The 22479-nt window shown below is 55.2% G+C and carries 20 protein-coding genes; 11 read left to right on the top strand and 9 right to left on the bottom strand.

The window, feature by feature from the left end:
* Nucleotides 1-181: 181 nt before the first annotated feature.
* The 4 genes from AAIE02_RS06190 to AAIE02_RS06175 all read right to left on the bottom strand — a co-directional run bounded on the left by AAIE02_RS06190 (nt 182) and on the right by AAIE02_RS06175 (nt 3368).
* The gene (locus AAIE02_RS06190) at nt 182-2335 is read right to left on the bottom strand and encodes a bifunctional diguanylate cyclase/phosphodiesterase (RefSeq protein ID WP_336980975.1); all 2154 of its coding nucleotides are present in this window, start codon (nt 2333-2335) and stop codon (nt 182-184) included.
* A gap of 134 nt (nt 2336-2469) precedes the next feature.
* Nucleotides 2470-2799, bottom strand: coding sequence for a multidrug/spermidine efflux SMR transporter subunit MdtI (gene mdtI, locus AAIE02_RS06185; RefSeq protein WP_008459264.1), 330 nt, complete (start codon nt 2797-2799; stop codon nt 2470-2472).
* The gene (mdtJ, locus tag AAIE02_RS06180; RefSeq protein WP_157141423.1) at nt 2786-3163 is read right to left on the bottom strand and encodes a multidrug/spermidine efflux SMR transporter subunit MdtJ; all 378 of its coding nucleotides are present in this window, start codon (nt 3161-3163) and stop codon (nt 2786-2788) included. The genes mdtI and mdtJ overlap by 14 nt, the downstream gene beginning before the upstream one ends.
* Nucleotides 3164-3269: 106 nt before the next feature.
* Nucleotides 3270-3368 (bottom strand): protein YdgV, encoded by a 99-nt coding sequence (locus AAIE02_RS06175; protein ID WP_442892170.1) that lies wholly within the window; start codon nt 3366-3368, stop codon nt 3270-3272.
* A 253-nt stretch (nt 3369-3621) separates the two neighbouring features.
* Between AAIE02_RS06175 and AAIE02_RS06170 the strand changes: the two genes are divergently transcribed.
* Entirely contained in the window at nt 3622-4656 is a 1035-nt protein-coding gene (locus AAIE02_RS06170; RefSeq protein ID WP_008459267.1) for an AI-2E family transporter, read from the top strand.
* Between the two features lie 98 nt (nt 4657-4754).
* Here AAIE02_RS06170 and AAIE02_RS06165 read toward each other — a convergent pair whose 3' ends face one another.
* Nucleotides 4755-5369 (bottom strand): alpha/beta hydrolase, encoded by a 615-nt coding sequence (locus AAIE02_RS06165; protein ID WP_498532172.1) that lies wholly within the window; start codon nt 5367-5369, stop codon nt 4755-4757.
* Nucleotides 5370-5558: 189 nt separating this feature from the next.
* On the opposite strand from AAIE02_RS06165, the gene AAIE02_RS06160 reads away from it, so the two are divergent.
* Nucleotides 5559-7064 carry an MFS transporter gene (locus AAIE02_RS06160; RefSeq protein ID WP_498532171.1) on the top strand — a complete coding sequence of 502 codons (1506 nt, stop codon included), beginning with the start codon at nt 5559-5561 and terminating at the stop codon, nt 7062-7064.
* Between the two features lie 41 nt (nt 7065-7105).
* Nucleotides 7106-7687: a TetR/AcrR family transcriptional regulator gene (locus AAIE02_RS06155; protein ID WP_008459273.1), complete on the top strand. Its 582-nt coding sequence runs from the start codon at nt 7106-7108 to the stop codon at nt 7685-7687.
* Here the strand turns inward: AAIE02_RS06155 and AAIE02_RS06150 are convergent.
* The 4 genes from AAIE02_RS06150 to budA form a co-directional block, all read right to left on the bottom strand.
* Entirely contained in the window at nt 7684-9576 is a 1893-nt protein-coding gene (locus tag AAIE02_RS06150; protein WP_498532170.1) for a potassium transporter Kup, read from the bottom strand. The genes AAIE02_RS06155 and AAIE02_RS06150 overlap by 4 nt on opposite strands.
* A 143-nt stretch (nt 9577-9719) precedes the next feature.
* Nucleotides 9720-10490 (bottom strand): (S)-acetoin forming diacetyl reductase, encoded by a 771-nt coding sequence (locus AAIE02_RS06145; RefSeq protein ID WP_498532169.1) that lies wholly within the window; start codon nt 10488-10490, stop codon nt 9720-9722.
* 19 nt (nt 10491-10509) lie between these two features.
* Nucleotides 10510-12189, bottom strand: a complete 1680-nt coding sequence (gene alsS, locus AAIE02_RS06140) for an acetolactate synthase AlsS (RefSeq protein ID WP_498532168.1) — start codon at nt 12187-12189, stop codon at nt 10510-10512.
* A 23-nt stretch (nt 12190-12212) separates the two neighbouring features.
* Nucleotides 12213-12992 (bottom strand): acetolactate decarboxylase, encoded by a 780-nt coding sequence (budA, locus tag AAIE02_RS06135; protein WP_498532167.1) that lies wholly within the window; start codon nt 12990-12992, stop codon nt 12213-12215.
* 107 nt (nt 12993-13099) lie between these two features.
* On the opposite strand from budA, the gene AAIE02_RS06130 reads away from it, so the two are divergent.
* The 8 genes from AAIE02_RS06130 (at nt 13100) to AAIE02_RS06095 (ending at nt 22459) form a co-directional block, all read left to right on the top strand.
* Complete coding sequence (locus tag AAIE02_RS06130; protein WP_008459283.1) at nt 13100-13978, top strand: LysR family transcriptional regulator; 879 nt, start codon at nt 13100-13102, stop codon at nt 13976-13978.
* Nucleotides 13979-14060: 82 nt separating this feature from the next.
* Complete coding sequence (locus AAIE02_RS06125; RefSeq protein ID WP_008459285.1) at nt 14061-14678, top strand: TetR/AcrR family transcriptional regulator; 618 nt, start codon at nt 14061-14063, stop codon at nt 14676-14678.
* Between the two features lie 78 nt (nt 14679-14756).
* Nucleotides 14757-15869 (top strand): efflux RND transporter periplasmic adaptor subunit, encoded by a 1113-nt coding sequence (locus AAIE02_RS06120; RefSeq protein WP_498532166.1) that lies wholly within the window; start codon nt 14757-14759, stop codon nt 15867-15869.
* A complete protein-coding gene (locus AAIE02_RS06115) occupies nt 15869-18937 on the top strand; it encodes an efflux RND transporter permease subunit (RefSeq protein WP_498532165.1) in 3069 nt (1022 codons plus the stop codon). Before AAIE02_RS06120 ends, AAIE02_RS06115 begins: the two co-directional genes overlap by 1 nt.
* 243 nt (nt 18938-19180) lie before the next feature.
* Nucleotides 19181-20158 (top strand): DUF1852 domain-containing protein, encoded by a 978-nt coding sequence (locus AAIE02_RS06110; protein WP_498532164.1) that lies wholly within the window; start codon nt 19181-19183, stop codon nt 20156-20158.
* Nucleotides 20159-20183: 25 nt separating this feature from the next.
* Nucleotides 20184-21215, top strand: coding sequence for a methionine synthase (locus AAIE02_RS06105; protein ID WP_008459294.1), 1032 nt, complete (start codon nt 20184-20186; stop codon nt 21213-21215).
* Nucleotides 21216-21388: 173 nt separating this feature from the next.
* Nucleotides 21389-21682: a YciI family protein gene (locus AAIE02_RS06100; RefSeq protein WP_166865036.1), complete on the top strand. Its 294-nt coding sequence runs from the start codon at nt 21389-21391 to the stop codon at nt 21680-21682.
* Nucleotides 21683-21883: 201 nt separating this feature from the next.
* On the top strand, nt 21884-22459 hold the full coding sequence (locus AAIE02_RS06095) for a hypothetical protein (RefSeq protein ID WP_336710389.1): 576 nt from the start codon (nt 21884-21886) through the stop codon (nt 22457-22459).
* The last annotated feature ends 20 nt before the right edge of the window (nt 22460-22479 follow it).

Genomic DNA, 22479 nt, shown 5'->3' with positions numbered 1-22479 from the left:
TGATAAACTCAACTTAACATTCCATTTCTTCATAGCTTATAACATGGGATTGCAAAAGCAAGGTGATTTATAACCAGTAATTAAACAAAGAGTTAATATTGAAAAGAAAAAACCCAATAACTTAAAAAATAAAATAACCCTCTGTAATAGCAGGAATATTAACCCATAATTTAATAGACCACTACGCCGGGCGTAGCGCCAAAATGACCTCCAGCGGCTTAGGCGGGCTGAAATAATAGCCCTGCAGCCGGTCGCAGCCTGCCCGGCCAAGCAGCTTGAGCTGCTCTTCGTTTTCCACGCCCTCCGCCGTCACTGCCATCCCCAGCGCGGTGGCAATACGTACCGTTCCATTCACCAGCGCCAGCGCTTGTTCATCGCTGTCCACCAGTCCGGCCAGGGACTTGTCTATTTTGATGGTGTCAAAGTTAAAACGGCGCAAATAGCCGATGCTCGAATAACCGTTGCCGAAATCGTCCAGCGCCACCGCCGTGCCCTGAGACTTAAGATTGCGAATTGCCGTCAGGGCGCGCTCCGGGTTTTCCAGCACATAGCTTTCCGTCACTTCCAGTTCAAGCCTTTGCGCCGGGAACGCCGTTTCCTGTAGCACCCGGGCAACCTTGTCTTCAAATTCCGGGTCGCGGAACTGCGCCGGAGAAATGTTTACCGACAGCCGCAGATCCTCATGGGGAGCTAAATCACAGCACGCCTGGCGGAGCACAAACAATCCGAGCGAATAGATAAGACCGCTCGTTTCAGCCACGGGAATAAACTCATCTGGCAACAGTTCTCCTCCTGGGCGACGCGGCCAGCGTACCAGCGCTTCCACACCGGCCATCGCCTGGCTACGTGCATCCATAATCGGCTGGTACCAAACCTCAAACTCATTCCGTAGAAGGCCCGCGCGAATGTCATTTTCGATGGTTAAACGGCGCTCACGAACGTTATTCAACGCGGCATCATAATAAGTCGTGCGACCTTTTCCGGTAATTTTAGAGTGATACATAGCGATATCGGCCCGGCGGAACAGCTCCGAGCTGCTGCAATCCACCAGCGAGCCCGAAGCTATTCCGATACTGGCGCTAATATGAAGGGTACTTTCTCCCACGGGGACAGGCTGGCTAAGAAAATCCAGGACTGAACCCGCGAAGGCGGCTGAGTGTTCCCCGGCCCTCTCCCCGCCGATCATCATGGCAAATTCATCCCCTCCCATGCGCACCAGCATGCCGTTTGGTGGCACGCGATCGCGAAGAGCATGAGCAATGGTCACGATTAACTGGTCGCCTTTATCGTGCCCGTAAATATCATTCACGTCCTTAAAACCATCGAGATCGATAAATACCACGCTTTTTTCGTCGCTATCTCCCCGTTTACTGATGGTTTCCAGCCGCTCGATGAGCGCTCGTCGGTTAGGTAAATGGCTGAGCCAGTCGGTTAACGCGATATTTCTCGCCTGCTTTTCACCTCGAGCCAGCTTGTACAGCCCCAGGCTGCTGATGACGATAAAGACCAGGATTAGCACCGCCGCAAGCATCGTAATGCGCATAATATCTGCCGAAGCGGCGCGGGCCGCCTCTGCTCCAGGCTGCCGCGGCTGCCAGCTAAGGTATCCCAGCGTTTCACCGGAGGCGCTGTTCAGCGGGACACTTGAAGAATCAGATGGCGTAGGCGTCAGGCGTAGGTTTTCAATCTGAAACGTGTTTCCCAGCTCTTTTAGCATTGAGTTATTAATCTGACGGCCAATCACCAGGTAACGGCGCGTGGCGTCGTGAACCTGAAGCCGCCCCAACATGGGCCGAATCAGCCCAATGCCAATAAACGAAACGCCGCTCTCGGTTTGCGTGATCCCGGCAAAAATTTTTTTGTCGTCTTTAAGCGTTTGCGCGTTCTGGTGGACGAGGGACGCAAACCCCTTCCCAAGTTGAGAAATGTTTTGCCCCGTTACGCGTTGCCCACGAAACGAGCCCCAAAGCACATTGAACCCTTCATCCAGCACGTACACGCCATCATAGAGGTTATTGATTTTGTAACCCGCGCCCCAGGTGTTATACAGCCAGTTAACGTCCAGCTCAGGGCGATAAACTTGATTTACGGCATCGTCCCAGACCGCATTATCAATAACCAACGCCCACACGCGGTTGACCGAAGTCTGTATGGCCCCCTGTACCGACAGGGCGCTTCGGTGTTCATCTATCTCATTGGTTTTACTGCTAATAAGGTGAAGTGAAAGGTAGAGGAGCGCGATAATAGACACGATCAGCCCGATGCCTGCCATAAACACCATGGCAAACAGGGCTCCAGCAACGGGCGTGCTTTTCCAGCTAAGAGGATTACGCAATTTCAGCTCTCTTCTAAGTGAAATAACGTGAAGGTTTTTAGGCTTTTGATTTAGAGAAGTGCTTTTACCGTAAAATAAGCGTAATACACCCTGAGGAAAGCGCTGCCCGAATCATTAACGGGCAGCGTGATGGATCAGGCAATTTTGATAATAACCATCCCTACCAGCAACAAACTTAGTCCAACCCAACCTTTGCGGTTAAGGCGCTGGCCGAAGAGGATCCAGCCCGCGGCCACGGTGGCGGCGATACCAAACCCGCCCCAGAGCGCATAGGCGACGGATAACTCAATGCCTTTAACGGCCTGAGCCAGGGCGCTGAACGCGGCCAGCACGGCCAGCAGAGACAGCACACCGTAAATCGGGCGTTTGAAACCATCAGATTGTTTTAAAAAGATATTGGCGACGATTTCCAGAATAATGGCTAACGTTAGCCACAGGGCGTGTACCCACTCAAACGACTGCATGATGCTCCCCTTTCTCTGATATCACCGGGCGTGATTTTTTCTCTCGCGTACCCGATTTAATCAGCGCAATACCAATAACCAACGTAGTTAAGCCAAGTATTTTTAGCGGTGAAATGGACTCATCAAACAGCATGACGCTGAAGACGGTAATAAACAGAATACCGATGCCTTCCCACATGGCATATGCCACGCCAAGGGCGATTTTTTTCACCGAAAACGCCAGAAAAATATAGGAGATCGCGATCATGACCAGCATGAAAATATACCCCATATTACTTTCGTTTACGCTTGACCATTTCATTGACAAGGTGCCGGTAATTTCGGCAACGATGGCTAATCCCAATAAAACCCAATAAATCATGATTTCTCTCCTGACAGAGAAAATAAAGATACAAAAAACCGACAAGCCACGTCACACGACGAGCAAGCGAAAATTTGAAAACCAGAAAAAAAATGTCAGAAGAAAGGGACTATAGCGCGTTGCGCCAGTGCTGCTCACCAGAAAGTGAAGATGTAGATGTGATAAAAACAGAATGCTGATTGAATGAAGTGCTGAACGTATTGTCCATAATATTTCCAACTTACCCGCGGTGTTGCTTCTCATCAGTTGCGGATAGAAAATTGTCCTCAGTAGTTAAACACGGTGATTTTATACCATAATTCGGTATGTTAGCGGCTGACCTTTACACTCCTTTACGCAAAACGACAGCAAAAACACAATGTATCAAACTGTTTTTAACGTTTAAAATAACGTAATAAAGGGACACCTGTTTTAACGGTGGTGTATTATTCCCCCGCCCGCACATTGGAGAACCCGCCACGATGGCAAAACCAATTATTACACTCAAAGCACTGAAGGCCGTGATCATGCTGGGCATGCTGGTCATTATTTTGGTGGGTATTAAAGCGGCTGCCGACATCATTGTGCCATTTATTCTGGCGCTATTTATTGCCGTTATTCTAAACCCGCTAATTCGTCGTCTTGAACGGCTTCGGGTGCCGCGCGTGCTGGCCATCAGCCTGGTAATTGTCGTCATTATCCTGAGCATGGTGCTGCTGCTGGCCTATCTCGGCACTTCGCTAAACGAACTTGCGCGGACCCTGCCGCAGTACCGCTCTTCATTGGTGGTGCCGTTAAAAACCCTTGAACCCTGGCTGCAGCGCGCGGGAATTTCTGTTTCTGTCGATGAGTTAATGAAGTATGTCGATCCTAATGCCCTGATGACGCTGGTTACCGGTCTGCTGACGCAACTTTCCAACGCGATGACGTCTATCTTTTTACTGCTGCTGACCGTGGTGTTTATGCTGATTGAGGTCCCACAACTGCCGCGCAAGCTGCAGCAGCTGATGGCTCGCCCGGAAGAAGGTATGGGCGCCATTCAGCGTGCGCTGGACAGCGTCAGCCATTATTTGGTGCTAAAAACGGCCATCAGCATCGTCACCGGCCTTGTCGTATGGGGCATGCTTGCCGCCCTTGACGTCCGCTTTGCCTTTATCTGGGGGCTGCTGGCCTTCGCACTCAACTATATTCCAAACATCGGCTCCGTGCTGGCGGCCATCCCGCCGGTGGTGCAGGTTCTGGTATTTAACGGGTTGTACGAGGCCCTGATTGTCGTCGCGGGTTATCTTCTGATTAACCTGGTGTTTGGCAATATCCTGGAGCCGCGCATGATGGGCCGAGGGCTTGGGCTCTCTACGCTGGTGGTATTCCTGTCACTCATCTTCTGGGGCTGGCTGCTCGGTCCGGTCGGTATGCTGCTGTCCGTGCCGCTGACGATTGCGGTGAAGATTGCGCTGGAACAAACGGAAGGCGGGAAAAGTATTGCGGTGCTGCTGAGTGATATGAGCAAGTCCTGAAGATTTTGCCCTCTCCCCAAAAGGAGGGAGAGGTAAGATCACATGCAATATATTTTATCCCCTCTCCCTTTGGGAGAGGGTTAGGGTGAGGGAAAAAATCACTCCGGATCTAACTCAAAACGCTCCGCAATATACCCCAGCGCCTGCGACACGCCATCCGCGCTAATGGTATGCACCACGCCGGGTTCAAACAGCGTTTCAACTTCCGCGCCAGTTTCAATTAATGCCGCGGCAGCCGCTTCACTTTCAGCCCACGGAATCACCTGATCCGCCATACCATGAATCAACAGCGCCGACGCATCTGCCGCCACGTGATACGGTTTGGGTGAAGCAAGACGCCCGGAAAATGCCACTACGCCCGCCAGTGGAAAACGGGAGGTGGCCAGAACATCCAGGGCCATGATAGATCCCTGAGAGAAGCCCAGCAGAATGACCTGATCTTTACCCGGCGCCACGTCATGCTGCTTAAAAATAGTTTCCAGCTTCGCATCAAACGCGGCCCGGGCCTCTACCACGCGCTGCGGGCGGTTTTGTGCTGTCACGCCTTCCAGGCTGAACCACTGCCAGGCATCGCCGCCGCCGTCAAAAGGCTCGCTGCCGTTCGGGGAGGCAAATAGCACTTCCGGCATAACCTGCTGGACGAAAAGCCCCAGCCCTTCGAGATCCGCCCCGGAACTCCCTACCCCATGTAACATCACGATCAGTTTTTTCATTTCCCTGCCCTGTGCTCAAACCTGAATGAATATCCTCGCAGGCGGCTACCTTATCGCGATCCCCCCCTTCACAACAAGTCAACCGCCGCTAAATACGCGGCAATACCGAGCTTGTTTTTGAGCAATCGCTCAAGTATATTTCGCGCTTGAGCAACCGCTCAAATTTGGATTATTTTAGAGGCATTCAACATGCGCTTCACTAACCGCTGGCTGATTCTGGCGATCCTGACCAGCACCCTTTTCCTGATCATTATAGATATGACGGTGCTTTACACGGCACTGCCCAGGCTCACCCAGGCCTTAAACGCTACGGCGTCTGAAAAACTGTGGATCATTAACGCCTACCCGCTGGTGGCGGCGGGCCTGCTACCCGGCGCGGGCATGCTGAGTGACCGCCTGGGCCACAAGCTGCTCTTTATGTCCGGGTTACCTATTTTCGGCCTCGCTTCGCTCTGCGCGGCCTACTCGCCCACGGCTGAGCTGTTGATCGCTTCACGCGTGTTTCTGGCTATAGGTGCCACGATGATGATGCCAGCCACGCTGGCCATCGTGCGTCAGGTCTTTACCAACGAGCGCGAACGGGCGCTGGCCATCGGCATTTGGTCTGCCGTGGCTTCTGCCGCCGCGGCGCTTGGCCCGGTTATTGGCGGCGTGCTGCTGGAGTACTTCTGGTGGGGATCGGTCTTCCTGATTAACGTGCCGGTCGTCTTGCTGGTTATCGTTTTTGCCTGGTTCTTGATCCCACGGGATGCGGGGAACGCCAACCGTCCCTGTGATTTCACCGCTTCACTGCTGATTATGCTTGGCCTTGTAGGCGTGATTTACGCGCTCAAGGAACTCAGCAAGATGGATGCCTCGTGGCTAACCGTGGCCGGTTCTTTGCTGGCTGGCGTCGTCTTTTTAACGCTGTTTGTTCGTCGCCAACAGCGTTCGGCCCAGCCGATGATCGATTTCTCGCTGTTCCGTAACCGCATGTTTGCCAGCGGCATTAGCGTGGCGATTATCACCATGATCGCGCTAACCGGCATTGAGCTGGTGTTGACCCAGCGCCTGCAGCTTGTCCTGGGCCTGACGCCGCTGTTAGCCGGGCTGTCGATTCTGCCTATTCCGATTGGCTCGGCCCTGGCTTCACCGCTGGCCGGCGTCGTGCTGCCACGCTGGGGCGGCGCAAAACTTATGGTCTTCGGCCTGCTGGTGACAGCGATGGGTATGACGAGTATGGCTTTGCTGGCCGATTACAGCCTGACGCCACAGCTCGCCGCGCTGTTTGTCATCGGGCTTGGGCTCGGCGTGGCGTTTACCGCCGCATCAACATCCATCATGCTCAATGCCCCGGAAGAAAAAGCCGGCATGGTCGCGGCGATTGAGGATGTCTCATGGGAAATGGGCGGCGTACTTGGCGTGACGCTGCTGGGCGGCCTGATGACCGCGGTCTACAGCGCAAGCCTGGTGTTGCCTGAAGGCCTGGTGACAGGCAACAGCGCGTACGACAGTCTGGATGAGGCTCTGCACCTTGCAGGCTCGATGAGCACGGCAAGCGCCGCCGTGCTGAAAGAGCTGGCGCGAAACGCCTTCAGCCATGCCTATCTGACGGTGATTATCTGCGCCGCCGTGCTGGTCGCCGTCAGCACCGCGATCTTGAAATATGTGCTGCGCCAGCCGGAAAAGCTGTCCAGCCAGCGAGTTAAAAACTGATAAGATGCTCCATCAGCGATTCAGATAACCGTGGAAACGTCATGAAAGAAGCACCGGACACGCTAAGAAGCAAAATCCTGAGCGGGGCCATTGAGCTGTTCATTGAGAAAGGCATTGAAAAGGTGACCACCCGCGAACTCACCGAGCGGGTGGGTATTTCACGGAGCCACATTTACCACTACTTCAGCGACTGGCAAACGCTTTGCATTGAAGCAATGACCGCGTTTTTGATGGCCGATCTGCACAAGTTTACCGCTGAAACCAACACGTTTTCCCCGGAAGATAAGCTGCAACGCTTGATCCACACGTATCTCCCTCACGCGCCGGACGCTGTCTGGCAGCTTTACGGCGCGCTGTGGCACCAGGCAGCGCACAGCAGCGTATGGGCCGAGCTCGCGCTGGTGATGACGCAAAAATGGGAAAAAGTGCTGGCCGATATCGTCGATGACGGCATTGCGGCCGGCGTGTTTAAAGCGGTGGATGCCGCCAGAGCTACGCGCCAGTTTAGCGCCCTGCTCAACGGTTATGCCGACAAACTGCTGGTCGCCTCAGCCCCTGCCGACAGGCAGCTGGCGCTGGACGATATCGACAGTTTTATTCGCCTGGTCCTGCGGGCGGGTTAAATTGCTATCCGCCGGCTGATCTCTACCACGCTGTCGCTCGGCAGGCGGTAATAGTGCGTCACGTGCGTGGCGTTTCTCACCATGAACGCGAAGCACTTACGCTGCCAGGCTGGCATCACCTGCCCATCCTCACGGGCCACGATGGTTTCATGGCCCAGATAGTAGGTCACATCCTCCACGCGGAAGGCACACGCCATCTCTCCCAGTCTCGCCATAAGCTCAGGAATATGCGGTCTTTCCATAAAGCCGTACTGGGCGATACCGCGCCAGTAATTCGGTGCCTGCTCCACAATTACCAGCCGTTCTCCAGCCGGTACGCGCGGGACGTTCATGATAGAAATGGTCAGCGAAAGTACCTGCTCCTGCAGCGCGTGGTTGCGCGCCACATGCCACCGCATCACCGGCGGAATACCGTTGCGCGTTTTGGTCAGAAACACCGCTGAACCCTGCACGCGCGGCACGCCACGCTCTTTCAGCGCGGCGAAGAAGGTGTTCACATCGATCACCTTTTCGTTCACCGCCCTGGACGCCGCCGCCGCGCCACGGTGCCAGACCAGCATCGTCGTGCAGACAATCGCCGCCAGCAGCAGTGGAATATAACCGCCCTCCAGTACCTTGATCAGATTAGCGATCAGGAAGCAGGTATCGACGATCAAAAAGCCCCCCGCCACCAGCGCGCTGGTCCGCCGCCGCCACTGCCAGATGTGACGCATCGCCACGTACAGCAGCCCGGAGGTCATCAGCATGGTGAGAGATACCGCAATCCCGTAAGCCGCCGCCAGGTTCTCAGACGACCTGAAGAACACCGTCAGGAACAGCGTGACGCCCATCAGCAGCCAGTTGATCACGCCGATATAAATTTGCCCGTAGCTCTCCGCCGCCGTCTGGCGAATGCGCAGGCGCGGTAGCCAGCCCAATTGAATCGCCTGCCGGGTCATCGAAAATGCCCCGGTGATAATCGCCTGACTGGCAATAATGGTGGCCAGCGTGGCAAGGATCACCAGCGGGATCAGCAGTGCCGGCGGGCAAAGGCGGAAGAAGATATTCTGGGTGATATCGGCCCCGGAAAGGATCAGCGCCGACTGCCCCGCATAGTTCAGCAGCAGGCTCGGGAAGACCACGCCGTACCACGCCATCCAGATAGGCTTTTTACCGAAATGCCCCATGTCGGCATACAGCGCTTCCGCCCCGGTGACGCACAGAAACACGCCGCCCAGCACCATAAAACTGACAAAACCGTTAGAGACGAGAAACTGCAGGCCGTACAAGGGATTGATAGCCAGCAGCACGGCCGGATGCTGCGCGATACCCCAAATCCCAAGCCCGGCGATAGCAATAAACCACAGCGCCATAATCGGCCCGAAAACTTTACCTATCTTAGCCGTGCCGAAAGGCTGCACGGCAAACAGCAGTACCAGAATCGTCACCGCAATTGGCAGCACCCAGGTTTCGGCCTCCGGCAGGATAATATTCAGCCCTTCAATGGCGGAGAGCACTGAAATTGCGGGCGTAATCGCTCCGTCACCGTAGATCAGCGCCGCGCCCAATAAAGCCGCCAGCACCACCCAACGCGAGCCTTTGTCTCTCGCCACCAGCAGCGACATCAGCGCCATAATGCCGCCTTCCCCGTGGTTGTCGATGCGCATCGCAAACATCGCATACTTCACCGAGGTGATGAGGATCAGCGTCCAGATAATCAGCGACAGCAGACCCAGGATAACCGACGGGGTCGGATCGTTGCCGGATAACAGCAGCACCGTTTTCAGGGTATAAAGCGGGCTGGTGCCGATATCGCCAAACACCACGCCGAGGGCGCTTCCCGCGAGGATAAATTTATGCGGCGTTGTCCCGGAGGCTTCCGCGCCGTCCGTCTGCGACAGGTTTGTCATGTCCAGTCCTTTCTGTGATTTTTCTGGCTGTTGCTATCACAAAGTATAGAGGTGGATAAAAAACTTAAGATAAACAGTGGCAAATAAAAAAGGCCCAACGGTTCCCCGCCAAGCCAAAAGGTACTCCACATTAAAACCTTTTTTTAATTAAAGACCATCCCGCCGTCGATGAGCAGCGACTGCCCGGTCATATAGTCAGAGTCCGCGCTGGCCAGGTAAGACACACAGGCAGCCACATCTTCCGGCTCGGACAAACGTCCCAGAGTGATGCGTTTGGCGAATTCTGCGGTGCCATAACCCAGCGGTTTACCCGCTGCTTCAGACACCTGACGGTCGATTTCGGCCCACATTGGGGTTTTGACGATCCCTGGGCAGTAGCCATTCACTGTGATGCCCAGCGGGGCCAGGTCGCGCGCCGCGGTCTGGGTCAGGCCGCGCACGGCAAATTTGCTGGAGCTGTAAACCGCCAGCTCGGGGTTACCCACGTGCCCAGCCTGGGAACAGGCGTTAATGATTTTCCCGCCGTTCCCTTCGGCTTTAAAGGCTTTAACCGCGGCCTGAATACCCCAAATCACGCCCTTCACGTTGATGTTATAGACCTTATCGACGATTTCCGGGGTGATGTCCTCGATAGGCGTGGAAGGGGCTACGCCAGCGTTGTTGACGATGACATCAAACCCGCCCAGTCCTTTGCGGGCAGCCTCAACGGCGGCGAAGACCTGATCGCGGTCGGACACGTCCGCAGTCACTTCCAGCGCGCGGCCGCCATTGCGGTTAATTTCGTCCGCCACTTCTTTTGCGGTTTTGGCGTTGTAGTCCGCCACGGCGACGGCAAAGCCATCTTTAGCCAGACGCAGCGCGATAGCTTTCCCGATCCCCTGACCGGCCCCGGTAACCAATGCTACTTTTTTCATCACAATATCCTTCTGTAGTTTAAAGAATTTGGCTGAGGTGCAGCTGACTCATCAGCAAATGGTTGTCGCTGTAATCAACCGGAATGGCGACCACCGCCGGACCCTTCACATCCATGGCGGCGCGTAAAGTCGGCTCCAGCGCTTCCGCGCTTTCCACCGCAAAGCCTCGAGCGCCAAAGGCATCCGCGTAAGCCTTGAAGTCCACCGGCCCGAAGTTCACGCCGGACAGACGCTGGTATTTTTTCTCTTCCTGAATCGCCACCATGTTGTAGGCGTTATCCACCCAAATGATGTGCAGCACGTTAGCGCCCAGACGTACCGCCGTTTCCAGCTCCATGCTGGACTGCAGGAACCCGCCGTCGCCGGACACCGAAACCACCTTGCGGCCCGGATTCACCAGCCACGCGCCAATGGCCCACGGCAGCGCTACGCCCATGGTTTGCTGGCCGTTGGAGATCATCAGCTGACGGGCGCGGAAGCTATAAAGATAGCGGGCGATCCAGATGTGGAAACTGCCCATATCGACGGTCAGGGTCACGTCGTCGTTCACGATGTCCTGCATCGCCCGGACGATGCGCAACGGGTGGAGTGCAAACTGATTCAGCTGTGCGCCCCTGCGGCTCAGCAGTTCACGCTGATGCTGCCTGTCAACAAGGATTTCTGACGCACGTGGGCTAAGGACCAGCGGTTTTTCTATACGGGCGGTGAGCTTGTCCAGCGTGCTGGCGATATCGCCCACCAGCTCGACGTCCGGCACGTAGTTACGTTCTTCATAGGCGGGCAGAACGTCGATATGCACCAGCGTGGCATCACCGGTATTCCACATCGCCGGCTCATACTCCACCGGGCTGTAGCCGATACAAACCACCAGGTCCGCAAGCTGTAACAGGCGGTCACCGGCCTGGTTATTAAAAAGCCCCACGCGCCCGGCAAAACGAGCAAAGTGCTGCTGATTCACCGCGCCTGCGGCCTGATAGGTGCTGGTGACCGGGATATGGCTTTTTTCCAGCAGATGGAACAGCGCCGCGCTGTTTTCCTGCTGGCTTGCCATCAGCCCAAGCAGGAATACAGGATTTTTAGCCTGCGAGATAAGTTTCGCCACATCGTTAATAGCGGCGTCAGGCGCTGCACCGGCTTTCACCGCCCCGTTGGCTGGCAAAATATTCCCGGTTGCCGGGCCGTCGCTGATGTCCTGCGGCAGGCTGACAAAGGCACTACCGGGGCGACCATGCTCGGCGGCGCGGAAGGCGTTTGAAACCACCTCAGCAATGGCGTCCGAAGAAGGGACTTCCACCGAGTATTTCGTCACCGGGCTGAACATCGCCACGGTGTCCATGCTTTGATGTACCAGTTTGGCTTTATCTGAACGTTTTACCGCGCCACCCAGCGCCACAACCGGGTCACCTTCGCTGTTGGCTGTTGCCATGCCGGTGATCAGGTTTGAGCAACCTGGGCCGGAGGTCACCAGCGCCACGCCCGCTTTCCCGGTGATGCGCCCCACCGCCGCCGCCATAAAGGCTGCATTGGCTTCGTGGCGGACCGGAATAAGTTCAATCGGCGAGTCGTTCAGCGAATCAAAGACCTTATCGATCTTCGCCCCGGGGATCCCAAAGACGTGCTTCACGCCCTGAGCTTCAAGCTGGCTGACCACCATGTCAGCGCCGTGCGCCCACTGGCGCAAAGATTTTTTATTATTCATGGCTCACATCTCCTCAGGGAACGCTAGTTTTCAACCGCGCGGATAGCCGCGTCGAGATTTTCGGGGTGCAGGTTGGCGTTAAGAAATGCACTGTCTGCCGGAAGATCGATCATCAGCTTGTGGATCTCACCGAAGGTCAGCTCGCCTTGCTCCAGCTGATAATCGAGCAGATGCCCGCCGCCCTGGCGGTCATCGGTAATAAAGTGTTCGTGATAGCCCGCCACGTTAATGCCCTGCATATGCTGTGGGGTGCGGAACCCCACCAGCACGCCTTTACGGCCGTTAAAGCGGAACACCGGCTGGTCGTCCAGCACGTCTGTCATCGCGCGATATGGCGGCTTCTGGCGCGGTACCGTGCGGGTATGTGCGTGGTGGAAATGACCGTCGATGCGCAGCGCACAAAACAGGTTATCGGAGGGAATTTTTGCGTCGATAATCTCGTGCAGTTTCTGACGGCTGGTCAGGCTATTGATGCGCAAGCGGTACTGAGGTTTAAACCAGGTCATCACCGCAAACGGGGTTTTCTGCTGCGGGCTGGCCGCCCTGGCGCTGCCGTCTGACCGTAATTGATACACGTTGCTGTTGAAGGCAATCATCTCGCCGTCCAGCTCGTTAAAGGTCCCCAGGCCAAAGTCACCGTGCTTAAGCAGGTCGGCCATGGTGGTTTCCCCTTCATAGACGCCGCTCAATAATGCGCTCATCAATGAAGTCTGATATATCATGTTTTCTTTATTGGCTGCGGCGAAGGTCTCGACCATCTCTAAAAGACTTTCTTCGCAGGAACATAGAGTTATATCGCTCATGGCGTCTGTCACCTCGGGCTGAAGGTTAAGAAACATTAATTAAATGTTGACGTGATCCAGCTCACAGTTCCAATATAAAAGCCCTTCTGGTTTGAGACGTTTTCGATATGGAACTTCGCTATCTCCGCTATTTTGTCGCCGTTGCCCAGACGCATAATTTCACCCGGGCAGCCGAGCTGTTGGGTATTTCGCAGCCTCCTCTTAGCCAGCAGATTCAGCGCCTGGAGCGTGAAGTGGGCACGCCCCTGCTGCACCGCTTGACCAGAGGTGTAGAGCTGACGGATGCGGGAGAAGCGTTTTATCAGGATGCCTGCCAGATTCTGGCCCACAGCGATGCCGCGCTGGAGAAAGCCCGCGGGATCGCCCGCGGTATTAACGGCAAGCTGTCGCTCGGGATAACCAGTTCAAACGCGTTCAATCCAAAGATTTTTTCCCTGCTGCGCCAGTTTCAGGCGCACTATCCGGCCATCGAACTGCGCCAGCGAGAAACCAATATGGCGGGCCTGATGCAGGAGCTGGATGATGGCTTGCTGGACGTGGCGTTTGTGCGCCTGCCCTGTGAAAGCAGCAAGCGGTTTACGCTCAAGCTAATTGACGAAGAGCCGATGATGATTGCCCTGCACAAGGACCATCCTCTTTCCGGCGAGAAAGAGCTGGCCCTGCAGGCGCTGGCCGATGTGCCGCCAGTGCTGTTCCCGGAAGAAGTGGCCCCCGGATTATATGAACTGATGTATAACGCCTGCCTGCGAGCGGGCATCGATCTGAAAAGTGCCTGCCAGGCTTCGCAAATTTCTTCCTCGTTAAGCATGGTCTCGGCAGGCTTCGGGTTCGCCTTAGTTCCCCAATCGATGACCTGCATCGCCTGCCCGAACGTCACCTTCCACGCGATTCGCGGTGACCAGGTGAAAACGGACATTGCGCTGGCCTGGCGGCAGTTTGAACGCTCTCCGACGGTGAAACGCTTTATCCAGCTGTTCGCCCACTGAGCCTGGCCGCAACGACATCGCTCCCTGAGTGACCCAATGCTACAATAGTCACCATTCACAAATCCGAACACAGGGAGAAAATATGTCTGAAACTCACGTTCAGGGCGGGGAAACCAGAGGGCCTGCGGAACACAGCGTCAGGGAACAGATCATCGAGGCAGCGACCGAATTCTTTGGCCACTACGGGTTTGAAAAAACGACGGTATCCGATCTCGCCAAAGCCATCGGCTATTCCAAGGCTTATATCTACAAGTTCTTCAAATCCAAGCAGGAAATCGGCGAAGTTATCTGCGACAACCGCCTGACAAAGATGATGGCAATCGTCAGTCAGTCGGTGGATGACGCCCCCGGTGCGTCGGCTAAGCTGCGGGCGATGTTCAGCGCGCTCATTGCCGCAGGCAGCGATCTGTTTTTCTACGACCGTAAGCTCCACGACATCGCCATTGTTTCCTGCCTGGAAAACTGGCCCTCGGCCGAACGCTACAAGCTGCAGCTGCGGGAAGTGCTTACCGCCATTATTCATGCCGGCCGCCAGTCCGGTGAATTTGAGCGCCGCAGCCCGATGGATGAAACCGTTAACGCCGTTTTTCTCGTCATGCTGCCGTATATCAGCCCGATACAGCTGCAATACAACCTCGAACTGGCTAAGCAAGCCGAACAGCTTTTGCCCGCGCTGATCCTGAAAAGTTTAATGCCCTGATCGCATCTTGTGACCATTGACTAAATTGGTCACTTGAATAATTATCTGCGTTCCTGCTCCGCGTTTATAAGGGAACGTATGTTTCGTCTTCAGCCTTTTCCAGCCGCCGTGGCGCTGCTGTGCTCGGCGCTCACCGCCTGCGGTGACTCATCTCAGCCAGAGGATCCGCGTACCGAGCCTCCGCTGGTTCGCGTTGTCGCGGTTCAGTCCGCCAATGATGACACCCGGGCTTTTACCGGCATTGTCGCCTCGCGAATCCAAAGCGACCTCGGTTTTCGCGTTCCGGGAAAAATTCTTGAGCGCCTGGTGGACAAAGGCCAGACGGTAAAAAACGGCCAGCCCCTGCTCCGACTCGATCCTCAGGATTTAAGCCTGCAGGCTAAAGCGCAGGATCAGGCCGTCGCCGCTGCCAAAGCCCGCGCTAAACAGGCCGCCGCCGATGAGGCCCGCTACAGAAGCATTGTCGGCAGCGGCGCGATTTCAGCCTCGCAGTACGATCAAATCAAAGCCCAGGCCGACAGCGCCAGAGCGGACCTGCAGGCGGCCATGGCCCAGGCCAATGTGGCTAAAAACGCCATGAATTATGCGGTGCTGACGGCTGATTCTGACGGCGTGATCGTGGATACGCTGGCCGAGCCAGGCCAGGTTGTCGCCGCCGGGCAAGGGGTGATTCGTCTCGCCCGGGCGGGCCAGCGTGAAGCGGTCGTCGATTTGCCGGAAACGCTGCGCCCGGCGCTGGGCACCGTAGCTCAGGCTCATCTTTACGGTTCAGATAGCGCTCCCGTGGCCGCTACCTTACGTCAGCTTTCCGACGCCGCCGACCCACAAACCCGCACATTTGAAGCGAAGTTTGTGCTCGCTGGCGCACTTGCCCAGGCGCCGCTCGGCAGCACGGTGACCGTCACCATTCCTGACGCAGGCACTCCCTCACAAAACGTGATTGTGCCTTTGGCCTCGCTCTATGACGCCGGGAAAGAGAAAGGCACCGGCATTTGGGTGGTACGCGGTAAACCGGCCAAAGTGAGCTGGCACCCGGTGAGCATCCGCCGCATCACCGATGAATCCGCCATTGTTGCCACCCAAATCGACAGCCACGCCAGCATCGTTGCCCTCGGCGCACATCTGCTGCATGACGGCGAAGAAGTAAGACTGCTTGCACTGGGCGCCACCGATCTGGCGGGAGCACCGTAATGAGCGACTCTCGCTTTAACCTTTCCGCCCTCGCGGTACGTGAAAAATCAGTCACTCTGTTCCTGATCCTGCTCATTACGCTGGCCGGGATCATCGCGTTCTTTAAACTGGGCCGAGCCGAGGATCCGCCTTTTACGGTGAAACAGCTGACCGTGATCACCGCCTGGCCGGGGGCCACCGCGCAGCAAATGCAGGATCTGGTGGCCGAGCCGCTGGAAAAGAGAATGCAGGAGCTGGACGATTATGACCGCACGGAAACCTATACCCGTCCGGGTCTTGCCTACAGCGTTGTCTCCCTAAAAGACAGCACGCTGCCCGCCAACGTGCCGGAGGCGTTTTACCAGGCGCGGAAAAAAATCAGCGATGAGGCCAAAAATCTGCCGGATGGCGTTATAGGCCCGCTGGTAAATGACGAATTTTCGGACGTCACCTTCGCGCTGTTTGCCCTGAAAGCAAAAGGCGAGCCGCAGCGCCTGCTGGTGCGCGATGCCGAGAACCTGCGCCAGCAATTGCTGCACGTCCCCGGCGTGAAAAAGGTGAATATTATCGGTGAACAGGCGGAACGCATTTTTGTTTCGTTCTCTCATGACAGGCTTGCCACGCTTGGTGTTTCGCCGCTGGACATCTTTCAGGCGCTGAGTAACCAGAACCTGCTTACCCCCGCAGGCTCAATAGAAACTGCCGGCCCGCAGGTGTTTATCCGCGTGGATGGCGCGCTGGATCAGCTCTCAAAAATCCGCGATACCCCCATTGTGGCCCAGGGGAAAACGCTGAAACTGTCCGACGTAGCTGACGTCGAGCGCGGGTATGAAGACCCGGCTACGTTCCTCGTCAGAAACAACGGCGAGCCGGCCCTGCTGCTCGGCGTGGTCATGCGCGACGGCTGGAACGGGCTTGATTTGGGCAAAGCCCTGGATCAGGAAACCCGTAAAATCAACGACACGATGCCGCTCGGCATGAGCTTCAGTAAAGTCAGCGATCAGTCGGTGAACATCAGTTCCGCCGTGGATGAGTTTATGGTGAAGTTTTTTGTCGCCCTGCTGGTGGTGATGGTGGTCTGCTTTATCAGCATGGGCTGGCGAGTGGGCATCGTGGTTGCCGCCGCCGTACCGCTGACACTGGCGGTGGTGTTTATCGTCATGGCCGCCACCGATAAAAACTTCGACAGGATAACCTTAGGCTCACTCATTCTGGCGCTGGGCCTGCTGGTGGACGACGCTATCATCGCCATTGAAATGATGGTGGTGAAAATGGAGGAAGGCTACAGCCGTGTTAAGGCCTCCGCCTACGCCTGGAGCCACACCGCCGCGCCCATGCTGGCGGGCACGCTGGTAACCGCCATCGGCTTTATGCCGAACGGCTTCGCCCACTCCACCGCCGGGGAGTACACCAGCAACATGTTCTGGATCGTCGGTATCGCGCTGATAGCATCCTGGCTGGTGGCCGTGGTATTCACGCCCTATCTCGGCGTGAAATTGCTACCCGATATGCACAAAGCCGCGCTGGCGGAACACGCGCTGTACACCAGCAAAAATTACAATCGCTTCCGGGCATTGCTGAAAAAAGTCATCGCCCGCAAGTGGCTGACCGCCGGTTCAGTCGTCGGCCTGTTTGTGCTGGCGATAGCCGGAATGGCCGTGGTGAAAAAGCAGTTCTTCCCCATCTCAGACCGCCCGGAAGTGCTGGTAGAAGTTCAGCTGCCTTACGGGACGTCTATCGAGCAAACGACGAAGACTACCGAGCGCATTGAGCAATGGCTCAGCGCGCAGAAAGAGTCAAAAATCGTCACCTCCTACATTGGCCAGGGCGCGCCGCGTTTCTACCTGGCCATGGCTCCGGAGCTGCCCGACCCTTCGTTCGCAAAAATCGTGATTCTCACGCCCGATCCTGATGCGCGAGAAGCGTTGAAAATGCGGCTGCGGCAGGCCATCAGCAACGGCCTGGCTCCGGAGGCTCAGGTGCGCGTCACCCAACTTGTCTTCGGGCCTTATACGCCCTACCCGGTAGCGTTTCGCGTGATGGGGCCAGACCCGGACGTGCTCAGAACGATTTCGTTACGGGTTGAAAAAGTGATGAATCAAAGCGGGCTGATGCGCACCGTGAACATCGACTGGGGCTCCCGGGTGCCTACGCTACATTTCACCCTGAACCAGGACCGGCTTTACGCCGTGGGCTTAACCACCGCCTCCGTCTCGCAGCAATTGCAATTCCTGCTTTCCGGCGCGCCGTTGACCGAAGTGCGGGAAGATATTCGCTCCGTGCAGGTCACGGGCCGGGCGCGCGGCAGCGTGCGGGACGACCCGGCACAGCTCGCCGCGCTAACGCTCATTGGCGCGAACGGGCAAAAAGTGCCGCTCTCGCAAATCGGTAAGGTTGAAGTTGTGATGGAAGATCCGGTGCTCCGACGTCGCGACAGAACGCCAACCATTACCGTGCGGGGCGATGTCGCCGATGGCCTTCAGCCGCCGGATGTGTCGACGGCGATCGTGAAACAAGTTCAACCTATTGTGGCAGAGCTTCCGGCGGGGTACCGCATCGAAGAAGCGGGCGCCATTGAAGAATCCGGCAAGGCCACGGCGGCAATGGCTCCGCTGTTCCCGATCATGATCGCGCTAACGCTGCTGGTGATTATTCTTCAGGTTAGGTCGATCTCAGCCATGCTGATGGTGTTCGCCACCAGCCCGCTGGGGCTTATCGGCGTGGTACCGACGCTGCTGATTTTCAACCAGCCGTTCGGCATCAACGCCCTGGTGGGGCTGATTGCGCTTTCAGGGATTTTGATGCGCAACACGCTGATCCTCATCGGCCAGATTAAGCATAACGAGCAGGCCGGGCTGACGCCTTTTGATGCCGTGGTTGAGGCGACGATCCAACGTTCGCGCCCGGTGCTGTTGACCGCCCTGGCGGCGATTCTGGCGTTTATTCCTCTGACCCATTCCGTGTTCTGGGGAGCGCTGGCCTACACGCTTATCGGCGGGACGTTTGGCGGCACCTTTATGACGCTGCTGTTCCTGCCCGCCATGTATGCGATCTGCTTCAAAATTCGCCCGCCAAAGGTTGATAACTGACCGATTCATCAGGCCCGGAGGACTCCTCTCCGGGCCATATTCCAAATCATGAACACCGCTCATGTTCTAATGAAATTAAATCACTTTTACTAAAACTGTGACTCAGGCATAAAAGATGCAATATTGTTAACGACATGCAATGTGAAGATTACTGACAGGTAAAACCACAGCTAACCAAAGGTTATCTGTGAGAAATCAAGCAGTAGATACAGGCAAAAAACAGAACTAAGGTGCCGGATTACCATGACTAAAGCGTTTACTTTTACTCTTAAGAGCATTGTTTTTGATGAGAATTACAACCCGTCAGGGAATACGCGCATCACAACCAATTTTGCTAACCTGGCCCGCGGCGAGAAGCGTCAGGAGAACCTGCGTAACGCGTTGATCATGATTGATAACCGCTTCAACTCCCTGGCGAACTGGGACAACCCCACCTCCGACCGCTACGGCGTTGAACTTGAAATTATTTCCGTTGAGCTGGATGTTGAAGGCAACGGCAAGACCTTCCCGGCGATTGAGATTTTAAAAACTCACGTGCTGGATAAGAACACAGGCCAGCGCATCGAAGGCATTGTCGGGAACAATTTCTCTTCCTACGTTCGCGACTATGATTTCAGCGTTCTGCTGCCAGCGTACAACCAGGATCGCGCAGAATTCACCATCCCGGAAGATTACGGCGTGCTGCACGGGAACTTGTTCAGACACTTCGTTGGGTCAGACACCTACAAAGAAAATTTCAATAAAGCGCCGGTGATTTGCCTGAGCGTTTCCAGCAAAAACGTTTACCGCCAGACCGGAAACCGCCACCCGGTGCTCGGCATTGAATATGAGCAGGATTCATCTTCCCTGACCGATCTCTACTTCAACAAAATGGGGCTGAAGGCTCGTTATTTCATGCCGCCCAACAGCGTGGCGCCGTTTGCCTTCTACCACACGGGCGACCTGGTGAATGACTACTCGAACCTCGAGCTTATCAGCACCATCAGCACCATGGAGACGTTCCAGAAGATCTACCGCCCTGAGATTTACAACGCGAATTCTCCGGCCGGGCTGTGCTTCCAGCCAAGCCTGAACCACCAGGATCATTCATTTACTCAAATTGTTTACGATCGTGAAGAACGCAGCCGTTTGGCCATCGAACAAGGGAAGTTTACTGAAGAGCACTTCATCAAACCGTACCAAACAATTTTAGAGCAGTGGTCTGCTAACTACCCTCTTTGAGACACCAAATACAAGGTTATTCGACATGAAAAGATTATTGCCTACGTCCACTGCCGGCAGCCTGCCAAAACCGTCCTGGCTGGCCCAGCCTGAAACGCTGTGGTCGCCGTGGAAGCTGCAGGATCAGGAACTTATTGAGGGTAAACAGGACGCCCTGCGCCTGGCGCTGCACGAACAACAGCTGGCCGATATCGACATCGTCAGCGACGGCGAGCAGACTCGCCAGCACTTCGTGACCACCTTTATCGAACACCTGGACGGCGTGGATTTCGAGAAACGCGAAACCGTGCGCATTCGTAACCGCTACGATGCCAGCGTCCCGACCGTGGTCGGTGCCGTGGCTCGTCAAAAACCGGTGTTTGTGGAAGATGCGAAGTTCCTTCGCAAACAGACCGATCGGCCAATCAAATGGGCGCTGCCTGGCCCGATGACCATGATCGACACGCTGTATGACAACCACTACAAAAGCCGTGAAAAACTGGCCTGGGAATTCGCCAAAATCCTGAACCAGGAAGCGAAAGAGCTGGAAGCCGCCGGCGTGGACATCATTCAGTTCGATGAGCCAGCCTTCAACGTGTTCTTCGACGAAGTTAACGAATGGGGCATCGCCACGCTGGAACGCGCCATCGAAGGCCTGAAGTGCGAAACCGCCGTGCATATTTGCTACGGCTACGGCATCAAAGCCAACACCGACTGGAAGAAAACGCTGGGCTCGGAGTGGCGCCAGTACGAAGAGGCGTTTCCAAAGCTGCAGACCTCAAACATCGACATCATCTCGCTGGAGTGCCACAACTCCCACGTGCCGATGGACTTGCTCGAGCTGATTCGTGGCAAGAAAGTGATGGTGGGCGCCATCGACGTGGCCAACCACGCCATTGAAACCCCGGAAGAAGTTGCTAACACGCTGCGCAAAGCGCTGCAGTTCGTTGATGCCGAAAATCTCTACCCTTCCACCAACTGCGGTATGGCTCCGCTGCCGCGCCATGTGGCCAGAGGCAAACTGCACGCGTTGAGCGCTGGGGCAGAGATCGTCCGCAGAGAGATTCTGGGTAAATAACCTAAAGTCTTTGCAACCCGCCTGGCGATTGAGAGATCGCCAGGTTTTTTATTCCGTACGATAGCGTCTACTCTCATAGCTTAAAACGAGCAACCTGCCGGGCTTTGCATTCGTACGTCTGTCCATTTATAAATGACTCACAAACCCGCGGTTTCTTACATCAGGATCTTATGATGAGCATCATTTACGTTGTTGTTCTCACTTATATAAAACCGTTAGAAGAAGTTGACGCTCAAATTCCTGCTCATGTTGAGTGGCTGAAGAAAGGTTACGCAGAGGGAGTATTTCTTGCGTCAGGAAGACGAATTCCCCGTAATGGCGGCGTTATTCTTGCAAAATGTGACAGCATTGAGTCTCTGGAAGCCCGCCTTAGCCAGGATCCATTCCAGAAACTCAACATTGCTACAGCTGAAATTCTGCCCTTTGAAGCCACAATGAAAACGCAGTTACTGGACGTTGTTTTTTAACTTAAGTCCGAATCAGCATTCCAGCGATGCCAAACATAATTGCGCATAACGTTTGATAACTACCAATATTGTCAGGTTGTGGTCATTGATTTTTTACCCGCGTCAGCAGTAGCATCCTGGTATTCGACATTCGAGAAGTTATAAGATGCTCAAGAAAAGAGACTTTATCCGAGCCTGGTACTCAGGTGCTACGATATTTACGTGTTTTACTCTGGGAAACGAGATTGGCAATCGTTTCTTTTATGGTTCGAAGATTCCCTGGTTGATCAGCATCATTATCGCTTTCGTTATCTGCGGTTCGGCACGCTCCTATTTTTCGTCGAAAAACTAAGTTCAAATCAGGGCAAGTTAAATATGTCTCGTGATTTCGGTGTTTATTTACACACGCACAACCTACCGACGCCAGAAGAGTGGAAAGAAGAGATATTACAGCAAGGGTTTCCCTGTGAGCTTGACAGCGATATCGCCTTACTAACGTTCAGTGGATTCCTGCCCTGTTCAGTTAACGGCGTAATTTCTGGCTTCGAATATTACGCCAGCGACCTGGATAACGAGGTGCTCAATGAACTTAACTTATCCAGATCCCTGAACTTCGATATCTCATTTTGCGCCGGGGCGCCTGCTGCTGAAGCCATTGCTGCACTCGCAGCTGCAAGCTGCCTGACAAAATTATCCGAGGGTTATCTCGTCGATTTCTGTTCTGGAAAAACAGTGTCCTCAGACGAGGTTATCGAATGGGCTAAATCTCAACCAGAAATGCAGGTAACATTTTCATAGGCATTACTTTTCTCTTCCAG

Source organism: Cedecea sp. Ae19-4, assembly GCF_059801165.1.
Note: the sequence above shows the minus strand (reverse complement) of the source record. Positions and strands in the feature narration are given on the sequence as shown.